Annotated in this window: 9 protein-coding genes and 2 pseudogenes; 4 read left to right on the top strand and 7 right to left on the bottom strand. The window is 66.4% G+C overall.

Annotated features, from left to right (window positions below):
• Nucleotides 1-249: 249 nt before the first annotated feature.
• The 3 genes from Q7A36_RS34615 to Q7A36_RS34625 form a co-directional block, all read right to left on the bottom strand.
• Entirely contained in the window at nt 250-1,602 is a 1,353-nt protein-coding gene (locus Q7A36_RS34615; protein ID WP_305108366.1) for an IS701 family transposase, read from the bottom strand.
• Nucleotides 1,603-1,867: 265 nt separating this feature from the next.
• Complete coding sequence (locus tag Q7A36_RS34620; RefSeq protein ID WP_305108367.1) at nt 1,868-2,485, bottom strand: response regulator; 618 nt, start codon at nt 2,483-2,485, stop codon at nt 1,868-1,870.
• Nucleotides 2,482-3,834: a histidine kinase gene (locus Q7A36_RS34625; RefSeq protein ID WP_305108368.1), complete on the bottom strand. Its 1,353-nt coding sequence runs from the start codon at nt 3,832-3,834 to the stop codon at nt 2,482-2,484. Before Q7A36_RS34625 ends, Q7A36_RS34620 begins: the two co-directional genes overlap by 4 nt.
• Before the next feature lie 252 nt (nt 3,835-4,086).
• Between Q7A36_RS34625 and Q7A36_RS34630 the strand changes: the two genes are divergently transcribed.
• Complete coding sequence (locus tag Q7A36_RS34630) at nt 4,087-6,450, top strand: TonB-dependent receptor (RefSeq protein WP_305108369.1); 2,364 nt, start codon at nt 4,087-4,089, stop codon at nt 6,448-6,450.
• Here Q7A36_RS34630 and Q7A36_RS34635 read toward each other — a convergent pair.
• Complete coding sequence (locus Q7A36_RS34635; RefSeq protein ID WP_305108370.1) at nt 6,440-8,632, bottom strand: glycosyltransferase; 2,193 nt, start codon at nt 8,630-8,632, stop codon at nt 6,440-6,442. The two genes, Q7A36_RS34630 and Q7A36_RS34635, sit on opposite strands and share 11 nt — an antisense overlap.
• Before the next feature lie 56 nt (nt 8,633-8,688).
• Nucleotides 8,689-9,336, bottom strand: coding sequence for an acetyltransferase (locus tag Q7A36_RS34640; RefSeq protein WP_305108371.1), 648 nt, complete (start codon nt 9,334-9,336; stop codon nt 8,689-8,691).
• Between the two features lie 372 nt (nt 9,337-9,708).
• Here Q7A36_RS34640 and Q7A36_RS34645 point away from each other — a divergent pair.
• Nucleotides 9,709-10,589 (top strand): annotated as a pseudogene (locus tag Q7A36_RS34645) (IS3 family transposase); the annotation flags it as partial.
• Between the two features lie 307 nt (nt 10,590-10,896).
• On the opposite strand, the gene Q7A36_RS34650 reads toward Q7A36_RS34645, so the two are convergent.
• Nucleotides 10,897-12,029, bottom strand: a protein-coding gene (locus Q7A36_RS34650; protein WP_370655757.1) for an IS3 family transposase whose coding sequence is annotated in 2 segments (ribosomal slippage) — nt 10,897-11,774 and nt 11,774-12,029 — 1,134 coding nt in all. Because the reading frame shifts where the segments join, the coding sequence is not laid out codon by codon here.
• A 294-nt stretch (nt 12,030-12,323) separates the two neighbouring features.
• On the opposite strand from Q7A36_RS34650, the pseudogene Q7A36_RS34655 reads away from it, so the two are divergent.
• Together Q7A36_RS34655 and Q7A36_RS34660 are read left to right on the top strand one after the other, a co-directional pair.
• Nucleotides 12,324-13,069: pseudogene (locus Q7A36_RS34655) on the top strand (IS66 family transposase).
• Between the two features lie 182 nt (nt 13,070-13,251).
• Nucleotides 13,252-13,869 (top strand): plasmid pRiA4b ORF-3 family protein, encoded by a 618-nt coding sequence (locus Q7A36_RS34660; protein WP_305108373.1) that lies wholly within the window; start codon nt 13,252-13,254, stop codon nt 13,867-13,869.
• A 263-nt stretch (nt 13,870-14,132) separates the two neighbouring features.
• On the opposite strand, the gene Q7A36_RS34665 is transcribed toward Q7A36_RS34660, so the two are convergent.
• Nucleotides 14,133-14,683 (bottom strand): ISAzo13 family transposase (locus Q7A36_RS34665; RefSeq protein WP_370655758.1); only part of this gene is annotated, 551 nt, incomplete at its 5' end.

Raw genomic sequence — 14,683 nt, forward strand, 5'->3', positions numbered from 1 at the left:
TCTCCAGCGAGACGCCCTTGCCAAGGATGCGCGCTTCGCCATCAGCATCTATCGCGCCGCCGTGGACACAGGAACGATGAACCGCGTCCACTTGCAACGCAAATGAAGCCCGCTCTACGCGGAAGGACGCACGACCACCGCCATCCAAAAGCGCCAAAGTCCAGGTTAGACTACGGAGATCAAGGGCCTGAGCAATTACGAACAGCTGGTCTGTAGAGGCCGATGCATCATAAGCTCGGCTTTGGCCAGTTATGCAGCATAGCAGAGCGCGTGGACGATGCCGTCACGGAGGCCGGGGCGGAGTTTTGCCGGCTTGCAGGTGCGCCGGGAGGTGAGGAAACCCTGCTCACACCAGATCTGGCGCCGAACCGCGGCGAGGGTGTCGGTGAAGGTGGGCCGCTGCTTGCTGTACCAGGCGGCCGCTGAGACGCGCAGGCGAGCGTGACGGCTGAGGCGGTTGGCAAGCAGGGTGACTACGGAGAACAGGCCGAGCAGGCAGGGTGTGGTGCGGGCGATCGCCTGGTCCGACCACTGCCGCTGGGTCTCCACACCGAGGTGATCGCGGACCTCTCGGAAGGTGACTTCCAGCTGCCATCTCTGGGTGAAACAGTGGAGGATCTGCAGCGGCTCCTGCGCGAGGTCGGTGCAGAGCAGGGCTTGTGGGTCGAAGCGGCGATTAGGGTCGCGCAGCAGCAGCCAGCGGATTGGCACCGCCGGCAGGCCGCTATGGCGCCAGAGGGCGGTGTCGGAGCAGATCTCGACCACACGCTCGCCCTCGCCATACCAGTCGGGCACGCTCACTCGCTGCCATGGCGTGGCCTGATTGGCCAGCACCTTGGCCAGGGTCGGCAGGCGCTCGCCCTTGGTGCGGGGCCTCCCCATGGTCTTAGGCTGGCGCGGCGGGGCTGGGGTGTAGAGAGCGGCATCGAGCCGCAGCCGGGTGATGCAGGTCACGTCCTGCCGGACCAGGCTGGCGAGAAGTTCGAGGGCTGCAAAACTGCTGTCAGCCACGAGCACGAGCTTGCGTTCCGGCATCCAGCGGCGGGCCTGCAGGACCAGCTGCCGCCCCCAGTCCGTCAGCTTCTTGTGCCGGTGGCCCCGCTCCTGGTTGTAGCGCTCCGACGGAGCGAGCGCGGTCAGGAACGGCAGTGCCCAGACCCGACCAGCCCAGGGGATCGGGACCAGCAGCATCAGGCTGAGCCAACGCAAGCCGCTGGCCTTGACGAAGTGCCCCTTCGAGGAACGGACCGGGTCACGGTAGATCTCTTTGGCGCTGATGCACTTGCCACGTCGGCGTTCGATGCTGTCATCGAGGCCCAGCAGCACCGGCCCCTTCGGCGCGAAGGCCTCCAGCAACAAGGCAAGCAGCACCTGGGCTGCTGCCCGCCCGCTCCAGGCAGCACGGTTGAGCACGCGGTGATAGTTGACGAACCGCCGCTCCCAGCAGAGCCCGCTGATGCGCAGGATGCTGGTTATTGTGCGCTGACCGGGTGCCAGGATGGCGCCGATCAGCAGCACCTGAGCGTGCCGCCAAGTCAGTTGCCGAAAGAGCGGCGCGAAGCATAGGATCACTGCGGCGAAGCGGGCTGGCAGGCGAAGCATGGTCGCGGTCCTCTGGCCAGGACGCCCCAGTCTAGCCGCTCACCCGCTCCGCCGCCCCATCCTGCAAACAGGCACCAGCGCCAACGGCCCGGCAAACTGGCCAAAGTCGAGACAAGGTGGAACTCCAATGTCCAGACAGAGGGAAACCAGCCTGATTTGGCGCGGTTCCTCTGCTTCCGTCTTGCTTCGGCCCGGACCGATCGTCGAGGCAACGCGCGATGGCGATCGCGTCCTGAGATAGGCCCGCGCTTCAGGGAAGCGCCGCCTAGGTCAACCCGAATTCAATAGCCATGCGCATGAGATCTGCCGTCCGCGAGACGCCGAGCTTGGCCTTGATCTGTGTGCAGGTGTTCGCCACCGTCTTGTAACTAATACCGAGCGTGGCTGCAATTTCGGCCAGCGATCGGCCGGCACTGAGCAGCCGCAGGATCTCGATATCCCGGCCAGAAAGCTGCTCGACGGGACTATCGGCCTCGGCCGCCCGCAGCGCGAGTTCCTGGGCGATCTCGCGCTCGATGTACCGGCCGCCTTCGGCGACGCGGCGGACTGCGTCGACCAGTTCCTCCGGCGTCGCGCGCTTGCTCACGTAGCCCGCGGCACCGGCCCGCAGCGCCTGCGCCGCCCGGAAGGCTTCGGGATACATGCTGAAGACGAGAATGCGCAGGACAGGCCGCTCCAGCAGCAGGCGCCGGAGGAGTTCGAGGCCGCCGAGGTCCGGCAAGCCCAGGTCGAGCAGGACCATGTCCGGTTGCCCGGTCCGCACCGTAGCCAGGGCCTCGCGGCCGGTCGCCGCTTCCATGATCTCGGCCGCGGCGAAGTTGCCGAGCAGGCGCCGCAGGCCCGAGCGGATCACCGCATGATCGTCAACGAGAAGCAGCCTCATGCGGCCGCCGCAGCCAGCGCCGCATCCGACGCATCGCTGTAAGGCAGTCGCGCCGTCACCGTCAGGCCGCGGCCGGCCGGTCCGCCGACGACCTCGAAGCTGCCGCCTTTTGCGAGGACGCGGTCGCGCAGGCCGGTCAGGCCGAAGCCGAGTGCCTCCGCCCCGCCCAGTCCGATGCCGTCGTCGGACACCTGCGCGACCACCTCGCCCGCACGGCCCGGGCTGACCGAGACCTGGATGCACCCGGGCTGACCGTGCCGGACGGCATTGGTCAGGCTCTCCTGCACGACACGGTAGACGACCTCCTTGGTGGCGGCGTCCAGGTCGTCCTCGGCCACCGTGACACGGAGCGCGAGATCGATGCCCGTCTTCCGCGCCTGCCAGAAGGCGACGAGGTTGCGGAGCGACGCGGCGAGGCCCAGCTCAACAGGGCTCGCCGGGCGCAGCCGCCCCAGCATGGACCGCACCTGCTCCTGCATGTGGGCAACGGCCTGCCGGATGCCCGCGACGCTCGAAAGGATCTCGTCATGCTGCCCGGATCCGGCGGCCCTGGCGATGGCGGCGGCATCGACCGAGACGCAGAAGAGGAAGGGCCCGACCTCATCGTGCAGGTCGCGCGCGAGTTCTGCGCGCTCCTCCTCCTGGATCGTCGCGAGCTGCTCATGCAGGTGCCGGCTCAGCAGCTCCGCAGTCCCGAGCCGCTCGGCCATGGCATTGAACCCCTCTGCCAAATGCCTGAGTTCAGGCGAACCGGCCGGACAAAGGCGCACGGCGAAGCTGCCCGCCCCGAGTGCCGTGAGGGCCCGGGAGAACTCCTCGAGGGGCTGCAAGGCCCGGCGCACCACCAGGCTGACCAGTGCCGCACTCAGCAGGCAGAACAGGGCCAGCACCGCGACGCTGTCCCGCACTTGTCCCCAGACCTCCGCCACCTCGCTCGCGGGTTCGGCGCGCAGCACCACTTCGCCGCCCGGCGGGCCGGCGGCGATGGGCACGGCGACGGATGGCAGCGAGGGCGCGAGCAGTCGTACCAGCCAGGCCGGCGCGGGGCGCCTCGGCGTGAGCGGCGTCGATGCGACGAGGATGGCGCCCTCGGCATCGACGAGCGCCGTCCTCAGGTGACGGTTGCCGTCGAACAGGCGAACGAGGGCGGCGAATTCCGCAAGCGGCCTGCCGGTCGCCGGGCCGCCATTGGCCTCGCTCCGGACAGCGCGCTCGCCCGCCGCGAGCGCCGCCTGCATCTCGACCCGGACCGACTGGGTGGCGGTCCAGCCCGCGGTCAGGCCGCCGACCGCCAGGCTGAGCAACAGCACGGCTAGGATGGAGACGATCAACCGGACTCGCAGCGACATGGGCGGACGTTCCTCCGCCGCGGACTATACCCGAGCGGCGGCCCGCCGGCGCAATTCGGGAAGCTTTCCCCAGAAGATCGGGAAAGACCGCCATGGGCGGGACAGGGCGGCCCGGGCCTAATGGTCGCCAAACAGGTGCCGCGAAGCGCGGGCGGGCTGGCGAAAGGCCGTCCTGCGGCCGGGTTGCCGGCGCAGGGCGGCGACGTCCGGCAGACCCCGTCACGCCGGCCAGGTCGGGAGGGAACGAACGAGGTGACGACAGTGCACAAGCGCCCGGGCGCGGCAACCGACCATCACGCGCGCGTCCTGGCTCCTCTGGGCCTCGCCGTCGCGGTTTCCATCGGCGGCCCCGCCGCCGCACAGGAGACCGCCCCGACGACGATCCTGCCCACCGTCGAGGCGGTCGGCACCACGCCGCTGACCTCGACCGGACTGCCGCGCGACCGCATCGCCGGCAACCCGCGGACCTTCTCTGCCGCGGACCTGTCGCGCGATGGCGCGCCCAATTTGGTCGACAACCTCGTGCGGCTGTCGGGCAGCATGTCGCTGAATGACACGCAGGGGAACCCCTTCGCGCCGGACCTGCAGTATCGTGGCTTCACCGCCTCGCCACTGGTCGGCACTCCGCAGGGCATCGCCGTCTACCAGAATGGCGTGCGGATCAACGAGGCCTTCGGCGACACGGTCAACTGGGACCTCATTCCCTCCATCGCCATCCGCGGCGCCGATCTGCTCGGCAGCAGCCCGCTCTTCGGCCTCAATGCGACCGGTGGCGCCCTCAATCTCCGGATGAAGACCGGCTTCGACGCCCAGGGCGGGCGGGTCGATGTCTCGGGCGGTTCCTTCGGCCGCGTCGGCGTCGCGGCGGAGTACGGCAAGCAGGTCGGCAACGTCGCTGCCTACCTCGCGATCGAAAGCCTCAACGAGGATGGCTGGCGCCGATACTCGCCGTCCCGTGCCCGGCGGCTCTACGGCGATGTCGGGTTCCAGGGCGAACGGGCGACGCTGAACCTCTCGATCGGCGCTGGCAGCACCGCGCTCGGCGGCAACGGCCCGACGCCGGTGCAGCTGCTCTCGGCCAACCGGCGCGACGTCTTCACCTACCCAGACCGCACCTACAACCGCATGACCATGCTGCAGGCGCGCGGGACCTACGAGATCGCGGCGAACTGGAGCCTGGAGACGAATGCATATGTGCGGACTTTCCGCCAGCGCACGCTGAATGCCGATATCGCCGAGTTCGAGCGCTGCGACGACGACGACCTCGCCGGGCTGTTCTGCTTTGAGGACGGGCCGCCCCTGACGGCGAGGGGCGGCGGGACGGTGGGCGCCGACCTGCTCGGGGACGGCGTGCCGGGCGTGGTGAACCGCACCGGGACGAATACGACGGGCGCCGGCGGCACGGCGCAGATCGTCTCGACCGAGCCGATCCTCGGCCGTCCGGCGCGGGTGGTGTTCGGCGTCAGCTACGACCATGCCGATACCGATTTCAGCGGCAGCACCGAACTTGGCCTGGTGACGCCCGACCGCACCGTTGCCGGCACGGGCGTGTTCCTGGACAGCCCGGCAGGCGGCATCGCCGATGTGAGGCTGAAGACGACAAACGCCTATTGGGGCCTCTACGGCAGCGGCACCATCGACCTCACCCCGCGCCTCGCAGCGACCATCGGGGCCCGGTTCAACGATGCCCAAATCCGCTTGCGCGACCAGCTCGGCACGGCGCTGAACGGCGACCACAGCTATTCCCGCTTCAACCCGACGGCCGGGCTGACCTGGCGCGCGCTCGACAGCCTCACCGCCTATGCCAGCTATGCCGAGGCGAACCGGGCCCCGACCCCGGCCGAGCTTTCCTGCGCCGACCCGTTGCTGCCCTGCACGCTGGGCGCCTTCTTCCTCGCCGACCCGAAGCTGAAGCAGGTGGTCAGCCGCACCTGGGAGACCGGTTTGCGCGGCACCCTGCCCGCGGCCTGGCTCGGCGGCCGCGCCAGCTGGAACCTTGGCCTGTTCCGCACCGATCTCTCGGACGACATCCTGCTGGTGCAGAGCGAGATCCAGGGCCGCGGCTATTTCCAGAATGCCGGCGACACCCGGCGGCAGGGCATCGAGGCCGGGCTCGCCTGGCGGAACGAGCGGCTCGCGCTGTCGCTCGACTATGCCATGATCGACGCGACCTTCCGCACCGCGCAGCGCCTGCCCAGCCCGAACCATCCGGATGCTGATGCCAACGGTACTATCCCGGTCGAACGCGGCGATCGCCTCCCCGGCATCCCGCGCCATCGGATCCGGTTCGATGCGGAGTGGCGGGCGACGGAAGCTTGGCGGATCGGCGGCAATGTGGTCTTCAACTCCGACCAGTACCTGCGTGGTGACGAGGCGAACCTGCTCAAGCCCATTGCGGGCTACGCGGTGGTGAACCTGCGCACCGCCGTCACGCTGATGCCGGGCATCGAGCTCTACGGCTTGGTCCGCAACCTCTTCGACCAGCCCTTCTCCAGCTTCGGCACGCTCTACAACCTGCAGACGGCGCAGGCGCTGAACCTTGGCCTGACCGACCCGCGCACTGTGACGCCGGGGCTCCCGCGGGCCTTCTACGGCGGGCTGCGGTTCACCTTCTGACGACGTACCATGGCGGACAGGCGGCCGTCGTCTGCAGGACGGACTCCGTCCCGACCGGGGCGGTGCTCAGTAACGAACGGCGCACCTGCGACTGAGCTGTCGCGGGAGGCGACGCACCTGACCGAACCAGCCGCCGAATGCTCCCTGGCAGCCAGTTGGCCATGCGTCGAAGCGGCGCGGTCGCTCGCCAACAAGTGCTCCGGTATAGTTCCAACAGGCGCTCTTGTGTCGCCGCCTCCCGTGCCGCTGCAACAGTGAGGGCTCGCTCTGTATTGACGAGGCGTTCGCCGAATTCCGTCACGGATGCTCTGAGATGCCGAACTTCTTCGGATTGCGCAGCCGCGGTGTTCGCAAGATCAGCGTTCCATCGCTCTAGCTCGATATTTCGTCGCCGTGCCTGCTGCAGCTCGAGCGTGAGATCGTGAAGCCGGTGCGCGGCGTCACTGAGCGTCTCCAACTGACCGGCGAGCAGGCGTAATCGTCCCAGATCGGCTGTCGTTGCAGCGTGCTCATAATACATCTCGACGGCGAAATGCTGGTATTCGGGCGCAGAAACCGTGAGGGCGAGTTCCGCGACTCGCAAGGCGACGGGACTGTTCACGTCGACACGTTCAAGAGGCTCATCACTGAAAACCTCCCAAAAGAGAGCATCGCTCATTGCTGCGAAGTGGCGCAGGATCTGTGACGTCTCGAACCGTGTCCTCTTAAGGTTATCCGGGCGTGGCGCGCTGGCGTTCGCAGCGTCGACGCGAATACGGAATGCTGTGAGCGCCTCCGGGAGAACATGGATGTGGTGGCCCGCAAGCAGCATGCGGATCCACATATCGAGGTCTGAAAGATTGGTCAGCCTCCGATTATAAGACCCAGCTGCGACGTACGCCTCACGCCGAATCATCGCCGTCGGTGCGCAAAGGCAATTGCCGTAGAAGAAGAATTGCCGAAGCCAGCTGCGGCGGGAGAAGTCAGGCAGGCTCATGGGGACGCGGAAGTCGTTGTAAGCCTGTGTCGGCCTCCCCACCTCGTCCACCGGCTGAGGCAAGCTGAACAGGAGGGAGACTTCCGGGTGCGCGTCGAGGAACGCGACTTGCGTCTGCAGTCGGTCTGGCAGTGCCCAATCGTCGGAATTCAAAATTGCCAGGTACCGGCCGCGCGCCCGCGCCAGCGTAGCGTTCATTGCAGCGGCAATGCCGCTGTTGCAAGGCAACACCCCAAGTTGGATGCGCGGATCACCGAAGGAGCGGAGGATTGCGGCCGTCTCGTCGGTTGAGCCGTCGTCGGTGGCGATGATTTCGAAATCCTGGAAACTCTGGCTGAGCAGACTCTCGATCGTTTGCCGAACGTAAGGCGCGTGGTTGAATGTCTTGATTAAGACCGAGACCGTTGGAATCTTTGCCGGGGCGGCAGGGATGGTCCGCGATCCGGTCGCAAGGAAGTCCTCCACTCGCCACCAAAGTGGCTTCACCGCCGCTTGATCTGGTTCGAGGTCTCCAGAGAGGTCGCGACCTTCACGAGCCATTTCTTCCCAAAATTCCTGGTGCTGTTCCCGAGACCGCAAGTAGTGCTGACCGAAACCGCTGGCGAGGTCGCGTGCTCCAAGACGTTGGGCCTGCACATTCTCGCGTACGACATAGCGTTCGAAGTTAAGATGCTTGTAATGCCAAAGCATCAGCTCGTCCCGCTCGGGTGTGCGGAGGTATCCGACCGGGGCGGCGGCATGACGCCCAGGTCCAAAGCCGACTTCCTGGAGTGCATTCGGATCGAAAATGCTTAACTTGTTGAAAGCGGATCTCGGCCGACCACGCTTGATGACGTCGACAAGCCGACCCTGGTCCTTGGGGAAGTTGGAACAGTGCATATCAAAGCCGAGCGCCGGGATGAGTGTGGTTCCGCGGCTTGCCTGCTCGGCCAGGTAACCCTGCATCGCGCGGCCTCTGACATGCAGGTGTTCGTCGATTGCGGTGACGACTACCCAGTCGGCCCGGCCGCGGCTCTCCTTCCATGCATGGTCCTGCATGGCTTTATGGGAGAGGACGAAGGAGTCAGATGCTGTCCGTTCAAAGCGCCGCAGCTCGACTTTCGGATGTGCACGCAGGATGTCACACGACCCGTCAGTCGACCCGTCGTCGTAGACGACATAGCGGTCCACCCATGGGTCGTAGTGTCGAAAGAAGAAGCCGAGCATGTCGGCCTCGTCCCAGCATACGGTGTAGAGGTGAACGATTGGCCTGCGCATGCTGCTCAGACCGCCTGCAGCACGGGATCGCGGCGGACAATACGCCCCGGATTGCCGACCATGAGGCTGCCGTCGGGCACATCCCGTGTCACCACGGTGCCGGCGCCGACCACGGCGTCCTCACCCACAGTCACGCCGGGCAAGATGATGGCACCGGCACAGACCGTGCTGCCGGCCCCAACGGTCACCTGTCCGGCAAGCACTGCGCCTGGGCCGATGGAGACGAAGGCGCCGAGGCGCGCGTGATGGCCTATGGTGGCCCCCCGATTGATGAGCACGAAGCTGTCGAAGCCGCAGGCACTGCCGACGGTGACGCCGGCATTCACGTAGCAACCGCGCCCAAGCTCCAGCCGTCGCGGTCGAGCGACGCTGGGATCAATCAGGGTCAGGGCTTTCCGGAAGCCGAGCACCTCGGCCTGCCGGACGGCAGATCGCCTGTGCCGGGGAGTGAACAGCGGCACCAGGAAAGGCAGCTCGAGCAGTTCCGGCGTCAGAGACTCCGGTGTGAGCACGCACATGCCGTCGGGCAGATGGTGGGGACCGGGCCAGTTCCGGACCCCGGCTGCGACGTGGAGGCCGGCCCGGTGCGAACTTTCCTCGACATCGACCAGGAGCGGCGAGCCAATGGCGAAGAGAACAATCTTCTTGGTCATGCCTCGCCTCTCTTAGCGCTGCCGACAGGTGCCAGCTTCGCGCATGATGGATCATGCGCTGTCACCGCACACGGCTTCATACCTACTGTGATCCAGGATAACGATCGCTGCGAAAACCATCGATAGCAGAGCTTCCCGAAATGAGGGGGAAGTTTTCCCGATCGCTGTTCTCTGGCGCGGCCCGCAGACGCCTCAGCAACCAGAGGTCAAACCAGTCGCGCCCTACTTACGTGCGTATTCCACGCATCGTGGGCACCTGTTCCACGCGATCGTGGGCGCGAGTTCCACAGAGGTGGCTGGCCGAATTCGGACAGGGCGATAAGTGGAGAGATTGCCTGAAAGCGGCGAAGATGCCGCGGATCAGGAGCGAGCATGACGAAGCGGACCCGCCGGACGCACAGTCCGGCCTTCAAGGCGAAGGTGGCCTTGGCTGCCATCAAGGGCGAGAAGACGCTGGCCGAGTTGGCGCAGCAGTTTGATGTGCACCCGAACCAGATCACCGCGTGGAAGGCGCAGCTGGTCGGCAGCGCAGCGGAGGTGTTCGGCGCCTCTGGATCGGGTACGGCGGCTCCGGCGGTGGACGTGAAGACGCTGCACGCCAAGATTGGGGAGCTGACGTTGGAGAACGATTTTTTGTCCGGTGCGCTCGGCAAGGCGGGTCTGCTGAGCGCAAAGCGATGATGGACCGTGGGCACGCACTGCCGCTGCTGCGGCAGGCGACGTTGCTGCGTTTGAGCCGAAGCAGCATGTACTACGAGCCACGTCCTGTGCCGGCGGCTGAGCTTGCGATCATGCGGCGGCTTGACGAGCTGCACCTCGAGCATCCGTTCGCGGGCAGCCGGATGCTGCGCGACCTGCTGCGTGGCGAAGGTGTTGCGATCGGGCGGGACCTGGTGGCGACGCTGATGCGGCGGATGGGTATTGAGGCGTTGTACCGCCGTCCCAGAACCTCGGTGCCGGCGCCCGGTCACAAGATCTATCCGTATCTGCTGCGCGGCCTCAAGGTCGAGCGGCCGAACCACGTCTGGGCCATGGACATCACGTATATCCCGATGGCACGCGGCTTCGTCTACCTGGCGGCAGTGGTGGACTGGTTCAGCCGCCGGGTGCTGGCTTGGCGGCTGTCGATCACGCTGGAAGTGGAGTTCTGCCTGGAAGCGGTCGAAGAGGCGCTGGGCTGTTGCGGCAAGCCGGAGATCTTCAACACCGATCAGGGTAGCCAGTTCACCAGCGCAGACTTCACCGACCTGTTGCTGTGACCGGGCGCCGGCACCGTGGTCCTGGGACGGCGGTACAGTGAGGTGGCCGGCTTGGTCGACACAGCGTTACGGTGGCGCTAGGTGGAGCCTCTGCCGTTGGGCACCCTAGGGTAGCGGTAGTGGGCTGTCACTCGGGAACAGGCGTACGCTCGGTAATCCAGCTCTCGGTCAGACAATGATACCGCAGTTCTCGTGGCTGTGGCGCCTGTGGAGTTGTGGTCAACGCCCTTGCGTTGTCCACAAATCCACAGGCGAGCTCGCGTCGGGCTGCTGGACGACTTCCCCGACACCGGCGAGAAACTCACGCAGCGACGTGCTGCGGTGAGCTGCCGAAGTAGGCCTGGTCGGGCGTGCTGGCCGCCAAACTCGAATGCGGTCGCTTGCCGTTGTAGAAGTCCAGATAATGGCCAAGGGAAGCGCGTGCGTCGGTAACGCTGTCGTAGGCACGCAAGTAGACTTCCTCGTACTTCACTGAGCGCCACAGCCGTTCGACGAACACGTTGTCACGCCAGGCACCGCGGCCGTCCATGCTGATGGCGACGCCGTTCTGCAGCAGAAGGTCGATGAAGTCTGTGCTGGTGAACTGGCTACCCTGGTCGGTGTTGAAGATCTCCGGCTTGCCGTAACAGCCCAGCGCCTCCTCAACCGCCTCCAGGCAGAACTCCACTTCCAACGTGATCGACAGCCGCCAAGCCAGCACCCGGCGGCTGAACCAGTCCACCACTGCTGCCAGGTAGACGAAGCCGCGTGCCATTGGAATATACGTGATGTCCATGGCCCAGACGTGGTTCGGCCGCTCGACCTTGAGGCCGCGCAGCAGATACGGATAGACCTTGTGACCGGGCGCCGGCACCGAGGTCCTGGGACGGCGGTACAACGCCTCGATACCCATCCGCCGCATCAGCGTTGCCACCAGGTCCCGCCCAATCGCAACACCTTCGCCGCGCAGCAGGTCGCGTAACATCCGGCTGCCCGCGAAGGGATGCTCGAGGTGCAGCTCGTCAATCCGCCGCATGATCGCAAGCTCAGCCGCCGGCACAGGGCGGGGCTCGTAGGACATGCTGCTTCGGCTCAAACGCAGCAGCTCCGCCTGTCGCAGCAGCGGAAGCGCGTGCCCACGGTCAATCATCGCTTTGCGCTCAGCAGACCCGCCTTGCCGAGCGCACCGGACAAAAAATCGTTCTCCAGCGTCAGCTCCCCAATCTTGGCGTGCAGCGTCTTCACGTCCACCGCTGGAGCCGCCGTACCCGACCCAGAGGCGCCGAACACCTCTGCGGCGCTGCCGACCAGCTGCGCCTTCCACGCGGTGATCTGGTTCGGGTGCACATCAAACTGCTGCGCCAACTCGGCCAGCGTCTTCTCGCCCTTGATGGCAGCCAAGGCCACCTTCGCCTTGAGGGCCGGACTGTGCGTCCGGCGGGTCCGCTTCGTCATGCTCGCTCCTGATCCGCGGCATCTTCGCCGCTTTCAGGCAGACTCTCCACTTATCGCCCTGTCCGAATTCGGCCAGCCACCTCTCACTGCCCGCACTGCCGCGCCGACTTGGGGGAGGTGGAGCAGGTGGCAGTGCAGACCTACGATCGTGTCGAGATCCCCGAGATCACCCCGGATGTGACGCGGGTGGTCCTGCACAACGGTGTCTGCCCCTGCTGCGCCGGGCGCTTTAAGGCGGCCGCGCCGGCCGGGTTGGAGCCGGGCTCGCCGTTCGGCCCCAACCTGCGCGCCTTCGTGCTCTACCTGCGCTTTGGCCAGGCCATCCCGTTCGAGCGCCTGGCGCGGCTGTTGCGTGACCTGTTCGGGCTGGAGATCAGCGAGGGGGCGCTGGCCAATATGCTGCAGGACAGCGCGCCGGCCTTCGCGGCGCAGACCGGCCTGATCAAGCAGCGGCTGCTGGTCAGCGCGGTGCTGGCCTCCGACGAGACCAGCGTGCGGGTTGGCAAGAGAACCTTCTGGACCTGGGTGTTCCACCACGCCGACAGCGCCTGCTTCCTGATCCGCCCCTCACGCGGCAAGGCGGTGGTGCGCGAGTTCCTCGGCGAGGTTCGCCCGGCGGTCTGGATCTCCGACCGCCTCGGTGCCCAGAGGGCTGGGCCAGCAGGGAGCATCAGGTCTGCCTGGCGCATCTGCTGCGCGACATCCAGTACGCGATCGATGCCGGCGATGCCGCCTTCGCCCCTGGCATGAAGCATCTGCTGCAACGGGCCGTGCGCATCGCGCATCGCCGTCCGCGGCTCGCCGGCGCCACCCTGGCCGCCTACCACGGCCGGCTGCAGCGCGCGCTGGATGAGCTGCTCAAGATCGTGCCGGACAGCAAGCCGGGGCTGAAGCTCCAGCGCATCATCAAGCGCTTCCGGCAGAACCTGTTCGTCTGCCTCACCGATCGCACGGTCTCTCCCACTAACAACGGCTCCGAACAGGCACTGCGGCCCTGCGTCATCTTCCGCAAGGTCACCAACGGCTTCCGATCCGTCTGAGGTGCTGACCTCTATGCCGGTGTCCGCTCGGTCCTTGAGACCGCTCGACGACGTGGCCTTGGCATTCTCCAGGCCCTCCGCCTTACCCTCCGGGGAGAGTCCTTGCCGATGGCGGCATGACCCGGCTTGCCTGCCACCACCCCATCACGCACAGGATGGGCGCGTGATGGCAGGAGGCGCTGATGGTCAAGACCGCCCAGTCGATGAGCAGTGTCAACCGGAAGGTGGTCAGCTTGAAGGTGACGCTGCGCGACACCAAACCACCCGTTTGGCGCCGGCTCCTGGTTCCCGGTGCGACGACGCTCGGTGACTTGCATCGCGCCATCCAGGCCGCCATGGGATGGGAGGATTGCCATCTCCACACGTTTGACATCGAGGGCCGGCAGTACGGCGACCGGCGCACCGTCGACGATGTCGCCGACGAGAGCCGCGTCACCCTGAACGGCCTGACAAAGTCAGGCGTCACCCACTTCGCCTACACCTACGACTTCGGCGACAACTGGCAACATGCCATCGTCATCGAGAAGAGCCCGCCCGCTGTTGAGGCTCTGTCCCGTCCGGTCTGCACCGCCGGGAAGCGCAGATGTCCGCCCGAGGATTGTGGCGGCCCCTGGGGCTATCGAGAGCTGCTCGACATCCTCGCCGATCCTGCTCATCCAGAGCACGCCGAACGCCGTGAGTGGCTGGGCGATGACTTTGATCCCGAGGACTTCAGCCCGGCCATCGCCGACGCAATTCTGGCAGCCCGCTTCGGTCACGCCTGCTCACCGCGCCAGCCCAGCACACATCCTTCTGGTTAGACTACGGACATCAAGGGCCTGAGCAATTACCCACGCTCCGTCACCTCTACTTTCGCGTGTCGGCACACCGCCAGCATCAGCCCAAGCTTCTCCAGGAAGGTCGGCCGGAAGTTGTCCATGCGCGCACAGCTGGCGCCGAACTATGCCTTCAGCGCCGCCCAGGGCACGAGTGTGGACTTTGCCAGGGCATGCAGGCGGTAGGCGGCATCCATGCCGCAGAGCGTGAATAGGGCGGGGTAAGGGCCTGACGCGAAATAAGTGCTTCATGGTGGCTGCTGGTTGGGTGAGATGGTGTAGTTCCACTCGCCATGAAACGCGTCGCGCTGGAGGGCGAGCGCGGCCATCTCGGCATCGGTGACCTTGATGCCCTTGGGATAGCTGCTGGCATCGAGTTCGCAGCGAACGGTCAGGCCGGTTTGCGTGGTGGTGGCGCCGATCAGCTGAACGATGACCTGGTGGCTGACCAGTGGCTTGCCGCGCCAGTTCTGCGAGGTGGCGGCGAAGAGACGGTGCTCGACACGGTTCCACTTGCTGGTCCCGGGTGGCAGATGAGCCACGGTGATGGCTAGGCCGGTCTCGTTGGCGAAGCGCTGCAACTCGCGCTTCCACAGCCGCACCCGGGCGCCGTTGCTGCCGCCGCAGTCGGCGGTGATGACCAGCCGCCTGGCCTCGGGGTAGCGGGCTTGGCCCAGCTGCTGCCACCAGCGCCGGATGCTCTCGACCGCAAAGGCCGCGGTGTCGGCATCGGGACTGCCGCAGAAATGGGGGTCACGCTGCGATAGCGACTGCCGGGTGCTGATCGTTGGCGGCGTGG

The sequence above is a fragment of the Paracraurococcus lichenis genome, assembly GCF_030657435.1.
Classification (GTDB): Bacteria; Pseudomonadota; Alphaproteobacteria; order Acetobacterales; family Acetobacteraceae; genus Paracraurococcus; species Paracraurococcus lichenis.